The sequence below is a fragment of the Micromonospora matsumotoense genome, assembly GCF_050951065.1.
GTDB classification, from domain to species: Bacteria; Actinomycetota; Actinomycetes; order Mycobacteriales; family Micromonosporaceae; genus Micromonospora; species Micromonospora matsumotoensis.
Genome location: NZ_CP192025.1, coordinates 3,355,009 through 3,368,177, shown reverse-complemented (window position 1 = coordinate 3,368,177; position 13,169 = coordinate 3,355,009). Strand labels below are relative to the sequence as shown.

15 protein-coding genes and 1 riboswitch are annotated in these 13,169 nt (G+C 72.5%); of the genes, 6 read left to right on the top strand and 9 right to left on the bottom strand.

What is annotated here, in order from left to right; all coding sequences use genetic code 11:
• Positions 1-17: 17 nt before the first annotated feature.
• A complete protein-coding gene (locus ACQP1S_RS14830) occupies positions 18-866 on the bottom strand; it encodes an SDR family oxidoreductase (RefSeq protein WP_432907113.1) in 849 nt (282 codons plus the stop codon).
• 119 nt (positions 867-985) lie between these two features.
• Between ACQP1S_RS14830 and ACQP1S_RS14825 the strand changes: the two genes are divergently transcribed.
• The 4 genes from ACQP1S_RS14825 (at position 986) to ACQP1S_RS14810 (ending at position 4,334) form a co-directional block, all read left to right on the top strand.
• Positions 986-1,393 (top strand): winged helix-turn-helix transcriptional regulator, encoded by a 408-nt coding sequence (locus tag ACQP1S_RS14825; RefSeq protein ID WP_432907111.1) that lies wholly within the window; start codon positions 986-988, stop codon positions 1,391-1,393.
• A 67-nt stretch (positions 1,394-1,460) separates the two neighbouring features.
• Positions 1,461-1,572, top strand: a riboswitch (SAM riboswitch).
• 277 nt (positions 1,573-1,849) lie between these two features.
• Entirely contained in the window at positions 1,850-2,749 is a 900-nt protein-coding gene (locus ACQP1S_RS14820; RefSeq protein ID WP_432907109.1) for an ABC transporter substrate-binding protein, read from the top strand.
• Between the two features lie 41 nt (positions 2,750-2,790).
• A complete protein-coding gene (locus ACQP1S_RS14815; protein ID WP_091239757.1) occupies positions 2,791-3,588 on the top strand; it encodes an amino acid ABC transporter permease in 798 nt (265 codons plus the stop codon).
• Positions 3,585-4,334, top strand: a complete 750-nt coding sequence (locus ACQP1S_RS14810; protein WP_432907106.1) for an amino acid ABC transporter ATP-binding protein — start codon at positions 3,585-3,587, stop codon at positions 4,332-4,334. Before ACQP1S_RS14815 ends, ACQP1S_RS14810 begins: the two co-directional genes overlap by 4 nt.
• An 80-nt stretch (positions 4,335-4,414) precedes the next feature.
• Here ACQP1S_RS14810 and tatC read toward each other — a convergent pair whose 3' ends face one another.
• From tatC to ACQP1S_RS14785, 5 genes are all read right to left on the bottom strand, one after another.
• Positions 4,415-5,368 carry a twin-arginine translocase subunit TatC gene (tatC, locus tag ACQP1S_RS14805; protein ID WP_432907104.1) on the bottom strand — a complete coding sequence of 318 codons (954 nt, stop codon included), beginning with the start codon at positions 5,366-5,368 and terminating at the stop codon, positions 4,415-4,417.
• A gap of 18 nt (positions 5,369-5,386) precedes the next feature.
• The gene (tatA, locus tag ACQP1S_RS14800) at positions 5,387-5,722 is read right to left on the bottom strand and encodes a Sec-independent protein translocase subunit TatA (protein ID WP_091239746.1); all 336 of its coding nucleotides are present in this window, start codon (positions 5,720-5,722) and stop codon (positions 5,387-5,389) included.
• A 212-nt stretch (positions 5,723-5,934) separates the two neighbouring features.
• Complete coding sequence (locus tag ACQP1S_RS14795) at positions 5,935-6,183, bottom strand: hypothetical protein (RefSeq protein ID WP_432907102.1); 249 nt, start codon at positions 6,181-6,183, stop codon at positions 5,935-5,937.
• Between the two features lie 10 nt (positions 6,184-6,193).
• Positions 6,194-7,204 carry a helix-turn-helix transcriptional regulator gene (locus ACQP1S_RS14790; protein WP_363673236.1) on the bottom strand — a complete coding sequence of 337 codons (1,011 nt, stop codon included), beginning with the start codon at positions 7,202-7,204 and terminating at the stop codon, positions 6,194-6,196.
• Entirely contained in the window at positions 7,201-8,199 is a 999-nt protein-coding gene (locus tag ACQP1S_RS14785; RefSeq protein ID WP_091239736.1) for a helix-turn-helix transcriptional regulator, read from the bottom strand. The genes ACQP1S_RS14790 and ACQP1S_RS14785 overlap by 4 nt, the downstream gene beginning before the upstream one ends.
• A 229-nt stretch (positions 8,200-8,428) precedes the next feature.
• On the opposite strand from ACQP1S_RS14785, the gene ACQP1S_RS14780 reads away from it, so the two are divergent.
• Entirely contained in the window at positions 8,429-9,556 is a 1,128-nt protein-coding gene (locus ACQP1S_RS14780; RefSeq protein WP_432907099.1) for a cation diffusion facilitator family transporter, read from the top strand.
• A 51-nt stretch (positions 9,557-9,607) separates the two neighbouring features.
• Positions 9,608-10,693, top strand: coding sequence for a DUF3866 family protein (locus ACQP1S_RS14775; protein ID WP_432907097.1), 1,086 nt, complete (start codon positions 9,608-9,610; stop codon positions 10,691-10,693).
• A 52-nt stretch (positions 10,694-10,745) separates the two neighbouring features.
• Here ACQP1S_RS14775 and ACQP1S_RS14770 read toward each other — a convergent pair whose 3' ends face one another.
• From ACQP1S_RS14770 to pafA, 3 genes are all read right to left on the bottom strand, one after another.
• A complete protein-coding gene (locus ACQP1S_RS14770) occupies positions 10,746-11,288 on the bottom strand; it encodes a carboxymuconolactone decarboxylase family protein (protein WP_091240868.1) in 543 nt (180 codons plus the stop codon).
• A 203-nt stretch (positions 11,289-11,491) separates the two neighbouring features.
• Positions 11,492-11,689: a hypothetical protein gene (locus ACQP1S_RS14765; RefSeq protein WP_357890247.1), complete on the bottom strand. Its 198-nt coding sequence runs from the start codon at positions 11,687-11,689 to the stop codon at positions 11,492-11,494.
• 58 nt (positions 11,690-11,747) lie between these two features.
• Positions 11,748-13,106 (bottom strand): Pup--protein ligase, encoded by a 1,359-nt coding sequence (pafA, locus tag ACQP1S_RS14760; RefSeq protein WP_432907094.1) that lies wholly within the window; start codon positions 13,104-13,106, stop codon positions 11,748-11,750.
• Positions 13,107-13,169 lie beyond the last annotated feature (63 nt).

The window sequence follows — 13,169 nt, the reverse complement described above, 5'->3', positions numbered from 1 at the left end:
GAGGCGGGCGGGTCGGGTCAGCGGGCGGCGCGGATCGCCTCGGCGAGGCTGGTGGGGCGGCGACCGAGCAGCTTCTCCAGGTCCTCCACGGGCACGTACAGCGCGCCCTGGGCGATGCCCCGGTCGGCGTCGGCCAGGGTGGCGGCGTACGGCTCGGGCAGCCCGGCCGAGACGAGCAGGTCGGTGTACGCCGGCACCGGCAGGTCGGTGTAGCGGACGTCCTGTCCACTCTGCCGGGACACCTCGGCGGCCAACTCGGCCATGGTGAACGCCTCGCCGCCCAGCTCGTAGGCCCGACCGGCGTGTCCCTCGGTGGTGAGCACCTCGGCGGCGGCCTCGGCGTAGTCGGCCCGGGTCGCGGCGCTGACCCGGCCGTCACCGGCCGATCCGGCGACCCCGTGGGCCAGGTAGCCGGCGAGTTGGCCGGTGTAGTTCTCCAGGTACCAGCTGTTGCGCAGCAGCACGTACGGCAGGCCCGAAGCGCGCAGCTCCTCCTCGGTGGCCCGGTGCTCGGCGGCGAGCAGCAGGTCGGAGGTGTCGGCGTGGGCGATGCTGGTGTAGACGACCAGCCCGACGCCGGCCTCGCGGGCGGCCTCGATCACGTGGTGGTGCTGGGGCACCCGCTGGCCGACCTCGCTGCCGGAGACGAACATCAGCTGCTCGGCGTCGGCGAACGCGGACCGCAGCGAGTCGGGATCGGCGTAGTCGGCCGGCCGGACCTCGACCCCCCGGTCGGCGAGGTCGGCGAGTCGGCTGGTGTCCCGCCCCAGCGCCACGATCTTCCCGGCGGGTACGCCCCGGCGCAGCAGAGACTCGACGATCAGGCGGCCCAGGTGGCCGGTGGCTCCGGTGACGACGACAGACATGGCGCTCTCCTTCGGGTGGCTACTTCAGTCGTACTGGCAAACATCCAGGTGAACCGCAATACTTCCCATCGGAGAGTAGGCACCTTAAGGTTTGTGACGCACTGATGGAGAGTAACGGGATGCGACCCGACCCGTTCCAGCGCAACTGCGGCAGCCGGCAGGTCATCGACCGGATCGGCGACCGGTGGAGCGTGCTGGTCGTGCTGACCCTCGCCGACGGTGACCGGCGCTACGGCGAGTTGGCCGAACACATCGACGGGATCAGCCAGAAGATGCTCACCCAGACCCTGCGCGGACTGGAGCGCGACGGCCTGGTCACCCGGACGGTGCACGCCAGCGTGCCGCCCCGGGTCGACTACGCCCTCACCGACCTGGGCCGCAGCCTGCTCGACCTGGTCTCCGGCCTGGAGTCCTGGGCCACCACCCACCTGGCCGAGGTGCAGGCGGCCCGGGTCCGCTACGACGCCGACCTCCCCCGTCGATCGCCCACCGGCACCGCGCGTCCCACCCGCCCCAGCCGGCGGTAAGGAGCGGACGTGAGGGCTGTCATAACGGGTGGACGAGCGCCCGGTCCCGGCTGCTAGCCTTCGGGCAGGTCATGAGCGCCAGCGTCAAGCCCCGGCTCGCTGGCCGGCAACCCTCCGCCACGGTGGGGTGCTCCGGGTGAGGACCCGGCACCGGTGGACCACCGGTGCAAGCGTGGCCTGGTTTCCCCAGGTCAACTCCGACTCCGGGAGAACCCATGTCTGCCCCCGCACCCGCCCCGCCCACCGACGGCGTCGCCCCCGGGTCCCGGGCCGGCGTGCGGACCTGCGGCGTCCGGCTGGTCAGACGGCGACACGTCGACCTGATGCGGGTCCACAGCGACTCCTGTCGCCCCCGGTAGTCGACCCCCTCCTCCCGTACCACCTCAGCGGCGTGCCCGGCGGGCACCCCGTCGGCGACGCGCGCCCGCCGTCGCCCGATCAACCCTGGAGACACCCGTGCGATTCCTTCCTGCCCTGCCCACGACCCGGCGGCCCCGACCCGCGCTGACCAGGGCCGCCGCGCTCGGCGTCACCGCCCTGCTCGCCGTCACCGGGCTGACCGCCTGCGGCGGCGAGTCCGCCGACCCGGCCGACAATCCGTACGACCTGCTCCAGCCGGGTGTGCTGCGCGCCGGCACGCTCACCGACGCACCACCGAACGTCTATCTCAAGGACGGCGCGTTCACCGGCTTCGACAACGACCTGCTCGTCGCGGCCGCCGGCAAGGTGGGGCTGAAGGTCGAGTTCGTCGGCACCGACTTCTCGGCGCTGCTCTCGCAGGTCAACAACCGCAAGTTCGACATCGGCAGCTCCTCGATCACCGTCACCGAGGCCCGGAAGAAGACCGTCGACTTCGGCAACGGCTACGACTTCGGCTACTTCGGCCTCGACGTGCCGGCCGGCTCCCCACTCACCGGCTTCGACCAGCTCGGCGGCAAGCGGGTGGTGGTCGTACAGGGCACCGTGCAGGACGACTACGCCACCGGAAAGAGCCTCGATCCGGTGCGGGTGCCCGACTACAACGGGGCGATCAACCAGCTCAAGGCCGGCACGGCCGACGCCTGGATCGCCCCCGCCGAGATCGGCGAGAAGTCGGCCGCCGACAGCAACGGCAAGATCACGGTGGCGGCCAAGGAGTTGAGCCCGGCCCCCACCGCGTACGCCTTCGCCAAGGGCAACGACGCGCTGCGCGAGGCGCTGAACAAGGGCCTCGACGAGGTCATCGCCGACGGCACCTGGACCCGGCTCCAGCAGCAGTACTACCCGGGTCGCCCGATCCCGGCCGGCTTCACGCCCGGCGGCGGCACCGTCGCCGCCCCGGGCGCGGCGACGCCGTCCGGGTCGGCCACCTCCTGACGGTACGACCAGACCAGCGAGCGGGGCGGTAGGAGAACTCGATGGATCCGTTGAGCACCCTGTGGGAGACCTTCTTCGACTGGGAATCCATGCGTGCGGCGCTGCCCGAGATGCTGACCGTCGGGCTGCCCAACACGCTGATCCTGGCGGTCTCCGCCGCCCTGCTCGGCTCGGTGCTCGGCATGGCGCTGGCCGTGGCGGGCATCTCCCGTACCCGATGGTTGCGCTGGCCGGCCCGGGTCTACACCGACGTCTTCCGGGGGCTGCCGGCCGCCGCCACCATCCTGCTGATCGGCGTCGGCCTGGCACCGCTCGGAATGCAGGTCTGGGGCCCCAACCCCTACCCGCTGGGCATCCTGGCGCTGTCGCTGATCGCCGCCGCGTACATCGGGGAGATCTTCCGTTCCGGTATCCAGAGCGTGGAGGCGGCGCAACTGGAGGGGGCCCGGGCGCTGGGCTTCTCCTGGGGTGAGGCGATGCGCCTGGTCATCGTCCCCCAGGGCGTACGCCGGGTGCTGCCGGCCTGGGTCAACCAGCTGATCGCCCTGATCAAGGACTCCAGCCTGGTCTACTTCCTCGGCCTGTTGGCCAGCCAGCGGGAACTGTTCCGGATCGGTCAGGACTACGCGGCCAACACCGGCAACCAGTCGGCGCTGCTGCTGGCCGGCCTGTGCTACCTGGTGCTGACCGTGCCGCTGACCCACGCCGTCAACGCCATCGACCGCCGGCTGCGCCAGGGCCGGACGGTCACCATCGACCCCGACGACGACGGCGGGCTGGCCCTGGCCGGCGAAACCGCCCTACCGCAACCGCGTTCCCCCCGGGAGGATCCCCGATGACCGCCGGCACCGCGACCACCAGCCCGGTCAGCCTCGCCGTCCGCGACGTACACCTGGCCTTCGGGGCGAACCGGGTGCTGCGCGGCGTCGACCTGGACGTCGCCCGGGGCGCGACGGCCTGCGTCATCGGCCCGTCCGGCTCCGGCAAGTCCACCCTGCTGCGCACCGTCAACCGGCTGATCGAGCCGGACGCCGGTGACGTCCTGCTCGACGGGCGCAGTGTGCTGCGCGACGACCCGGACGCCCTGCGGCAGCGGGTCGGCATGGTGTTCCAGCAGTTCAACCTGTTCCCGCACATGACCGTGCTGCGCAACATCACCCTGGCGCTGCGCCGGCTCAAGAAGCTGCCCGAGGACGAGGCGGTCGCGCTGGCCCGGACGCAGTTGGCGCTGGTCGGCCTCGCCGCCAAGGCCGACTCGCGACCCGCCCACCTCTCCGGCGGGCAGCAGCAGCGGGTCGCCATCGCCCGGGCGTTGGCCCTGCAACCAGAGGTGATGCTCTTCGACGAGGCCACCTCGGCGCTCGACCCGGAGCTGGTCAAGGGGGTCCTCGGGGTGATGGCCGAGCTGTCCGCCGGGGGCATGACGATGGTGGTGGTCACCCACGAGATGGGCTTCGCCCGCTCGGTCGCCGACACCGTCGCGTTCATGGACCACGGGGTGGTGCTGGAGGCCGGCGCGCCGGAGGCGGTCTTCGAGACGCCGCAGCACCCCCGGCTACGCAGGTTCCTGTCCCAGGTGCTCTGACCGCCCTGACCGGGGCGGGACGGACGACGCCGCTCCCGGCAGGGCGGGAGCGGCGTCGGGTGGTGCGGAGTCCCGGACGATCAGGTCATGTCGTCGAAACGGCGGTCGATCGGTCTGGGCGGGGCCACCGGCTCGGAGACACCCACCGGCTCGGACAACTCCAGCTCCGGGGTGGCCACCACCGGGTCGTCGTCCAGCTCCAGCGGCGACACCTCGTCGTCACTCAACCCCGCGTAGGACGCTTTGCGCCGGCCCTTGCGCCGGTCGTTGATGAAGGCCACCCCGACCGCGGCGAAGTAGAGCGCGGAGAGGCAGAGCGCCAGCGCGGTCATCCCGAACGGGTCGGGAGTGGGCGTCACCACGGCGGAGAAGGCGAAGAACACGAAGATCGCCACCCGCCACCAGCTCAGCAGCTTGCGGGCACTGGCCAGCCCGACGAAGTTGAGCATCAGCACCAGCAGCGGGAACTCGAACGCCACCCCGAACAGCAGGATCAGGTTGGTGATGAACGAGATGTAGCGGGTGATGTCCAGCGTGGTGGTGATGTCCCCGCCGCCGGAGACGTTGAGCAGGAACTCCAGGCCCTTGGAGGTGACGAAGTAGGCCAGCACCGCGCCGGCGGCGAACAGCGGCGCAGCGAGCGCGGTGAAGATGTACGCGTAGCGCCGCTCGTGCCGGTGCAGGCCGGGGGCGATGAACGCCCAGACCTGATAGAGCCAGACCGGGGCGGCGGCGATCAGGCCGACCCAGAGCCCCACCTTCAGTTGGAGCAGGAACAGGTCGGCCGGGCCCAGCTGGACGAAGTTGCAGGTGCCGTTGGCCAGTCGGGCCTTGGGCAGGTCGCAGTAGGGCTGCTGGAGCAGGTGCAGCACCGGGCCGGCCAGCCAGATGCCCAACCCGAACCCCACCACGATCGCCAGCGAGGCGCGGAACAGTCTGTTCCGCAGCTCGCGGACATGCTCCATCAGGCTCATGGAACCGTCGGCGGCCCGTTCGAAGGTGCTGGGGCCGCGCTTACGGAGTGCGAAGGCCACGGTGATCGGGCCCTTCGATCAGTTGTCGCGGACGCGCTGCACCGGGTCGACCGGCGGGGCGACCGGCTGCTGCGGAGCCTGCTGCGGGGCGTACTGCGGCTGGGCCTGCTGCTGCGGCGCGTACGGCTGCTGCTGCACGGGCTGCTGCTGGGGCGGCAGCGGCTGGTAGCCGGACTGCGCGTCGGCCTTCTCGGCCAGGTCGCGGTCGTCGTCGGCCAGGCTCTTGGTCTCCGCCTTGATGATCCGCAACGAACGGCCGAGCGAGCGGGCCGCGTCGGGGAGCCGCTTCGCGCCGAAGAGCAGGATCAGCACGACCACGAGTACGGCGATGTGCCACGGCTTGAGGGCACCCATGGGAAGCTCCAGTCGCTCTGTGTCGAAGGGTGGTTGCCGCCCATCGTACGTGCGTGACGGGCTGTTGCCACCCGCCGGGCCACCGCTGATGCGGCCCGGCCGGTGAAGTCTTGACCACCGCTGAGTGTCCCGTCAACCACCTGTACGGGTGCAGAGCTGCGTGAACGGACGCCGGGCGGGCAGCGGACGCGCGGCCCACCGACCGGTGTCGATCACTTCCCGCGCTTGGCCTTGATCAGTTCCAGCCGTTGCTGGGTCGTCTCGCTCTGCCGCTGGAGCGCCTCGGCCCGTTCCTGCAACGCCTCGGCGCTGTGTCGCAGCGCCTCCGCGTCGGCCTGGCGACGCTGCAACGCCACCGCCGCGCGACGCAACCGGGGCAGCCGCACCAGCACCGGACGGACCGCCAGGGCCAACACGACCAGCGCGAACAGCAGCACCGCGAGAACGATCCACTTCACCACGGCGGTCAGCCTACCGGGCGGTCACCGGGCCCGCCGGACCGGCCGAGAGCACCGGGGTGGCGTACGCCTCCAGTGCGGCGGTGGCCTGGGCACGCACCTGGGCGGCCAACTCGACCGGGGCGACCACCGTGACGTCCGGGCCCAGTCCGAGCACGAAGCGGCGGGCCCAGCCGAGATCGGTCACCCGCAGCGACACCACCCACCGGTCGCCGTCGACCTCGACCCGCTCACACGGGTAGTACTCGGTGATCCACCGCTCCCCCCGGCCGATCCGCAACGTGATCAGCGGCAGGTCCGGGGAGGGACGGAACACCCCCTGGCGCAGGTCGTGCGGTCGGGCCTGCGGCGGCACCACGGCCGGTTCGTCCAGCTCGACCACCGCGTCGATCCGGTCGGCCCGGAACAACCGGACCGCCTCGGCGCGGCGGCACCACGCCTCGACGTACGCCCGGCCGTCGACCATCAGCATCCGCAGCGGGTCGATGGTGCGCTCGGTGCTCTCGTCCCGGGCGGCGGTGTAGTAGGTGATCCGCAGCGCCCGCCGCCGCTCCACCGCGGCCCGCAACTCCTGCACCCGCCGACCCTCGCCGGGCAGCCGGACGGCCACCGGCGCGCCGACCAGGTCACCGGCCGCGTTCTCGATCTTGGCCAGGGCCCGCTCGACGGCGTCCCGGTTGGCCACGCCCGGCGTCTCGGCGAGCATTCGCAACGCCACCACCAGGGCCAACGCCTCATCCGGGGTGAGCCGCAGCGGCCGGTCGATGCCGGCGTCGTAGGTGATGGTCACCCGATCGCCGTCGAAGGCCATGTCGATCAGGTCACCCGGGCCGTAGCCGGGCAGGCCGCAGACCCAGAGCAGCTCCAGGTCCTCGCGCAGCTGCCGCTCGGTGACGCCCAGGTCACCGGCGGCCTCGGCGACCTCGATGCCCGGTCGGGCCAGCAGATAGGGCACCAGGTTCAGCAGCCGGGCCAGCCGGTCGGCGGAGGTGCGGGAGCCGCTGCGGGCGGCGGGGCGGGTCATCGGGCACCCCCGGCCACGGCCAGCTCGTCGTGCCGGGCGGCGATCTCCTTGAGCCGTTGGATCACCGCGTCGCGTACCTCGGGTGGGTCCAGGACCCGGACGTCCGGGCCGTAGCCGACGAGCTGACCGGCCAGCGACTCCGGATCGGCGTACGGCAGCACCAGGCGGTCGCCGTCCGGACCGGGCACGCTCTGGATCGCCCACCGGCGCAGGCCGGCGGCCCGACCGGGGGTGGCCAGCACGGTGGCCCGGCCGGTCCGCTCGACCGGCCCGGACCAGGTGGCCACGTGCGAGATCAGGTCGAGTCCGGGGGGTGGTTCGTAGCCGCCCGGCGCACCGGTGACCCGGACCGTGCCGACCACCCGGGAGAGCCGGAAGCAGCGGGTCGCCGCCCGGTCCCGGTCGTGGCCGACGACGTACCAGCGGCCCCGCCAGCAGACCACGCCCCACGGCTGCAACCGGCGTCGGGTCGGCGCGTCCCGGTCCGGCACCCGGTAGTCGAAGGTGACCTCGCGGCGGTCCCGGGCGGCGGCGGTGAGCGGGGCGAACGACGGGTCGACGGTGACCATCGGCTCCAACCCCAGGGTGGCCTGCGGATCGACGTCCACCCCCGCCGCGCGCAGCTTGGCCAGCCCTGAGGAGGCGGCGGCGGCCAGCCCGGCGTGCTGCCAGAGCCGGGCGGCGATGCCCACCGCCGCGGCCTCGTCCGGCGCGAGCGGAATGTCGGGCAGGGCGTACTCACGGTGCGCGATCCGGTAGCCGGGCTCGGCGTCGAAGACGCTGGCCGTTCCGGTCTCCAGCGGCACGCCCAGCTCGCGCAACTCCGCCTTGTCCCGCTCGAACTTGCGCTGGAACGCCTCGTGTTCCTTGGCGTCGTCCGGATCGTGCTCATAGCCGGGCACGGTCGCGGCGATCTGCGCGGCGGTCAGGAACCGTCGGGTGGACAGCAGACAGATCACCAGGTTGACCAGGCGTTCGGTACGACTCCGCGACACGGGTGAACGCTAGCAGCCCGGCCCCGAAACCCGTGCACCCACACCGCAGCGCAATGCCACCCGCCCCCACCCCCCTGAACACGATCCCCCACCGCCGCCCCACCCTTCTGCGGTGATCAAGAGGCTTGCGTCATCCGTAGAGATCAACTTGGCGTAAAGCTCTTGATCAACGGGGCATACCCGCCAGCCTCTCCGGGCGGAGGCGGGCCCGCGGATTTACCGTGACCGCATGTCGGAAGCCGCAGTCAAAAACGAGAGCGTCGGCACCGTCGTGGTGGCGGGAGCGGCCAACCTCGCCATCGCGGTGGCCAAACTGGTCGCCGGAATCGTCTCCGGTTCGGCGGCGATGCTCTCCGAGGCCGCCCACTCGGTGGCCGACACCACCACCGAGGTGCTGCTCTTTCTGGCGCTGCGTCGGGGCGCCCGGCCCGCCGACGTCCGGCACCCCTTCGGGTACGGCAAGGAGAGCTACGTCTGGGCGTTCATCGCCGCGCTGTTCACCTTCGTGGCGGGGGCCGGCTTCGCCATCACCCACGGCGTGACCACCATCCTCGTCCACGAACACAGCGGCAACTACCTGATCTCGTACGTCGTGCTGGCGATCTCCTTCGCCATCGAGTCGGTGTCCCTGGCCCGCGCGGTACGCCAGGTGCGCAGCGAGTCCCGCCGCTGGCGGACCACCCCCCGCCGGTTCCTGCGGCTGACCGCCGACACCACCGTCAAGGCGGTGTTCCTGGAGGACAGCGCCGCCCTGATCGGTCTGCTCATCGCCGGCGTCGGCCTGGGCCTGTCCGAGTGGACCGGCGACGAACTGTGGGACGGCCTCGCCTCGATCCTGATCGGCCTGCTGCTGCTCGTCGTCGCCGCCATCCTGGCCAGGAGCAACCTCTCGCTCCTGGTCGGCCGGGCGGTGCCCGAGCGCCTGCACCAGGAGATCGAGCGGGAGCTGGCCGCCCTGCCGACGGTCGACCGGATCGACACCCTGCTGACCATGCAGCTCGGCCCGGACGACATCCTGGTCGCCGCCAAGGTCGACTTCCGGGACGAGGCGACCGGGGGCGACATCGAGGCCGACGCCGACGAGGCCGAACGCCGGCTCACCGCCCGCTACCCGGAGATCGGGTACGTCTTCCTCGACCCCACCCGGTCGCTGCCCAGCGCCGCCGGCCGACGTGCCCGGCGTACCCAGGAGGAGTCGGGGCCGGTGGCCGACGCCCGGATCAGCAGGGAGCGACCCGGTGCGACGCCCACCATCCCGCCTGACCCGGAACGATCTGGCCCGCAACGGCCCGACCCGGCCGCCGACGCCGGCCCCGGCAGCGGGCCGCCCGACCCGGGGGCGGACGGGCGGGGTTGAGCGACGGCCCCGCACGCGGTCGCCCGGCCGGCCGGCGATAGCGTGCCGGGCATGGTGCGATGGCGGTCCGGGACGGTCACGGCGGTGCGACGACGGTGGGCCGGCGCGGTGGAGATCGATGTCGCCCTGCCCGACGGGGCCACCATGCGCGCCCTGGCCTACCCGGAGCTGGTGGGCGACCCCGAGCCCGGCGACCGGGTGCTGCTCAACGCCGGCGCGCTGCTGATGGGCCTCGGCACCGGCGGGTACGCCCTGGTGGTCGCCCTGCCCGACCGGCTGCCCGCCGACCCGCCGCAGTCCGGGGACACCCGCGACGCCGGTCACCTGGTCAAGGCCCGCTACACCCCACTCCAGCCGATCATGCTGGGCGTCGACGAGGAGGCGTCGCCGCACCACGCGCTGCTCGCCACCGTCGACAGCCTGGACGGGATGCCGGTGGTCACCGCCGACCTGCACTCCGCCCTGCCGGCGATCCTCGCCGGCATCCACGCCGACGCCCCGCAGACCCGGGTGGCCTACCTGCTCACCGACGGCGGCGCCCTGCCGGCCTGGTTCTCCCGCACCCTCGACGGGCTGCGGGACGCGCTGGTCGGCACGGTCAGCGTCGGTCAGGCGTTCGGCGGGGACCTGGAGGCGGCCACCCTGCACACCGGCCTGCTGGCCGCCCGGCACGTGCTCCGCGCCGACGTGGCGATCGTCGCGCAGGGCCCCGGCAACCTGGGTACCGGCACCCGGTGGGGGTTCTCCGGCGTCGCCGTCGGCGAGGCGGTCAACGCGGTGGCCGTGCTGGGCGGCCGCCCGGTCGGTTCGCTGCGGATCTCCGACGCCGACGCCCGCCCCCGGCACCAGGGCGTGTCCCACCACAGCCTCACCGCGTACGGCCGGGTGGCGCTGGCCCCGGCGGAGCTGGTGGTGCCGGACGGCCTCGCGGCGGAACTGGCGGCCCGGGTGGATGCCGCGCTGGCCCCGCTGGCCGCCCGGCACACCCTGGTCCGGGTCGACACCGACGGCCTGGACGCCGCGCTGCGCGCCCTGCCGGTGGGACTGTCCACGATGGGCCGTGGCCTGGACGCCGACCACGCCTACTTCCTCGCGGCGGCCGCCGCCGGACGGCACGCCGCCGCCCTGGTCGGCTGACGGCTACCGCCCGGCGGCCGGTCGGCCCGCTGCCGGCAGACGTGTCGGCAGGTCAGGCCGTGTAGCCGTGCGCCACGATCCGCGCGGCGGTCGCCTCGTAACCCTCCCCCTCGGGGGCGAAGGTGCCCAGGCCGTCGACGTACCGGTTGAACATGCAGAACGCGGCGGCGATCAGCACCGTGTCGTGAATCTCCAGGTCGGTGCCGCCCTCGGCGCGGGCCGCCTCGACCAGCTCGGTGGTGACCTGCCGGCCACCGGCCTGCACCGCCGCCGCGATCCGCAGCAGGGCGCGCAGCTTCGCGCTGATCGGCGCGGTGTCCGGGTCGGCCCGCACCTGGTCGACCAGGGTCATCCCGGTGGGCAGCTGGGCGGCGGCGAAGGCCGAGTGGGAAGCGCAGCAGAACCGGCACTCGTTGAGCCCGGAGACGTAGGCGGCGATCAGCTCCCGCTCCCCCGGCGTCAGGGTCGGGTGCGGGGCCCGCAACAACACCTCGGCCAGCGCGTTCAGCGGCTTCGCGGTCTCCGGCCGGTAGCGCATCGGCCCGGTGATCCCCGGGAAAGCCTTCTCGTCGAGACCCAGATCGATGTGCGCCACCGGCACCCCTGTCGTCGTCGGCCGCCCGACGGGCCGCCGTCGCACCAGGGTGCCAGTTCCGGCCGACCGGCTCATCTTCTGGCTTGCGCAACCGGATCAGCCGCCGACCGGCGCGGCCCGGGCAAGAGCCGCCGACCGGCGCGGCCCGGGCAAGAGCCGCCGACCGGCGCGGCCCGGCGGGTAAGGGCGCGGCCGGGAAGGACTCAGCCGACCAGGAGGATCAACGCGAGCCAGCCCACCACGATGACGACCAGCGCGACGGTCAGCACCCAGGTCGGCACGGTGTACTCGCCCCGACGGTTGCGGGCGACCTCGTCGCGGATCTTCGCCCGGCGGCGGTCGATCCAGTTGAGCCGCTCGGTGTCACCGCGCTCGCGGTCGGCAGGTTCGGAAGTGTTCATCGCCCCGCCAGCGTACCGGTGGGGTCGGCGGCCGGTGCCGGCCGCCGACCCCACCGGGTCACATGCTGGCGATCAACCGCTCCACCCGCTCGTCGTACGCCCGGAACGGGTCCTTGCAGAGCACGGTGCGCTGCGCCTGGTCGTTGAGCTTCAGGTGCACCCAGTCGACGGTGAAGTCCCGCCGCTTCTCCTGGGCGTGCCGGATGAACTCGCCGCGCAGCCGGGCCCGGGTGGTCTGCGGCGGCGTCTCCTTGGCCTCGAAGATCTCCGGGTCGGTGGCCACCCGGTCCACCTGGCCGCGCCGCTCCAACAGCCCGTACAGCCCTCGACCCCGGCGCAGGTCGTGGTAGGCCAGGTCCATCTGCGCCACCCGGGGGTGCGACAGCGGCAGGTCGTGCTTGCGCTGGTAACGCTCGATCAACCGGAGCTTGCTCACCCAGTCGATCTCCCGGGCCACCAGGTCGAGGTTGCCGTCCTCCACCGCGTTCAGCACCCGGCCCCACAGCTCCACCACCCGCTTGGCGGTCTGGTCGCCGCCCCGGCGCTCCACGAACTCGGTGGCCCGCGCCAGGTACTCCTGCTGGATCTCCAGGGCGCTGACCTCCTTGCCGGAGGCGAGCCGCACCTTGCGCCGGCCGGTGATGTCGTGTGACACCTCCCGGATGGCCCGGATCGGGTTCTCCAACGACAGGTCGCGCATCACCACGCCGGCCTCGATCATCCGCAGCACGATGTCGGCCGAGCCGACCTTGAGCAGCGTGGTGACCTCGTTCATGTTGGAGTCACCGACGATGACGTGCAGCCGCCGGTAGCGCTCGGCGTCCGCGTGCGGCTCGTCGCGGGTGTTGATGATCGGCCGGCTGCGGGTGGTCGCCGAGGAGACGCCCTCCCAGATGTGCTCGGCCCGCTGGGACAGGCAGTAGACCGCCCCGCGCGGGGTCTGCAACACCTTGCCCGCCCCGCAGATCAGTTGCCGGGTGACCAGGAACGGAATGAGCACGTCGGCCAGTCGGCCGAACTCACCGTGCCGGGACACCAGGTAGTTCTCGTGGCAGCCGTACGAGTTGCCGGCCGAGTCGGTGTTGTTCTTGAACAGGTAGATCTCACCCGCGATGCCCTCGTCGTGCAGCCGCTTCTCCGCATCGACGAGCAGGCCCTCCAGGATCCGTTCGCCGGCCCGGTCGTGAGCGACCAGGTCGGTGACCGAGTCGCACTCCGGAGTGGCGTACTCCGGGTGCGACCCGACGTCCAGGTAGAGCCGGGCCCCGTTGCGCAGGAACACGTTGCTCGACCGTCCCCAGGACACCACCCGGCGGAACAGATACCGGGCGACCTCGTCAGGGGACAGCCGCCGCTGCCCGCGGTAGGTACAGGTGACGCCGTACTCGGTCTCGAGGCCGAAGATTCGCCGCTCCATGATGTGACACTAGCCGCCCGGAGGGTCGGTTCGTCACTGTCACAGCACAGGTAGTGTGGTCCG

What these genes read in the sequence shown, in the direction of transcription:
- tatA (WP_091239746.1), bottom strand. Translation starts at nt 5,722, where the DNA reads ATGGGTGCCCTCAAGCCGTGGCACATCGCCGTACTCGTGGTCGTGCTG.
- ACQP1S_RS14825 (WP_432907111.1), top strand. Translation starts at nt 986, where the DNA reads ATGCGACCCGACCCGTTCCAGCGCAACTGCGGCAGCCGGCAGGTCATC.
- ACQP1S_RS14780 (WP_432907099.1), top strand. Translation starts at nt 8,429, where the DNA reads ATGTCGGAAGCCGCAGTCAAAAACGAGAGCGTCGGCACCGTCGTGGTG.
- ACQP1S_RS14765 (WP_357890247.1), bottom strand. Translation starts at nt 11,689, where the DNA reads ATGAACACTTCCGAACCTGCCGACCGCGAGCGCGGTGACACCGAGCGG.
- ACQP1S_RS14775 (WP_432907097.1), top strand. Translation starts at nt 9,608, where the DNA reads ATGGTGCGATGGCGGTCCGGGACGGTCACGGCGGTGCGACGACGGTGG.
- ACQP1S_RS14810 (WP_432907106.1), top strand. Translation starts at nt 3,585, where the DNA reads ATGACCGCCGGCACCGCGACCACCAGCCCGGTCAGCCTCGCCGTCCGC.
- ACQP1S_RS14815 (WP_091239757.1), top strand. Translation starts at nt 2,791, where the DNA reads ATGGATCCGTTGAGCACCCTGTGGGAGACCTTCTTCGACTGGGAATCC.
- ACQP1S_RS14790 (WP_363673236.1), bottom strand. Translation starts at nt 7,204, where the DNA reads ATGACCCGCCCCGCCGCCCGCAGCGGCTCCCGCACCTCCGCCGACCGG.
- ACQP1S_RS14830 (WP_432907113.1), bottom strand. Translation starts at nt 866, where the DNA reads ATGTCTGTCGTCGTCACCGGAGCCACCGGCCACCTGGGCCGCCTGATC.
- pafA (WP_432907094.1), bottom strand. Translation starts at nt 13,106, where the DNA reads ATGGAGCGGCGAATCTTCGGCCTCGAGACCGAGTACGGCGTCACCTGT.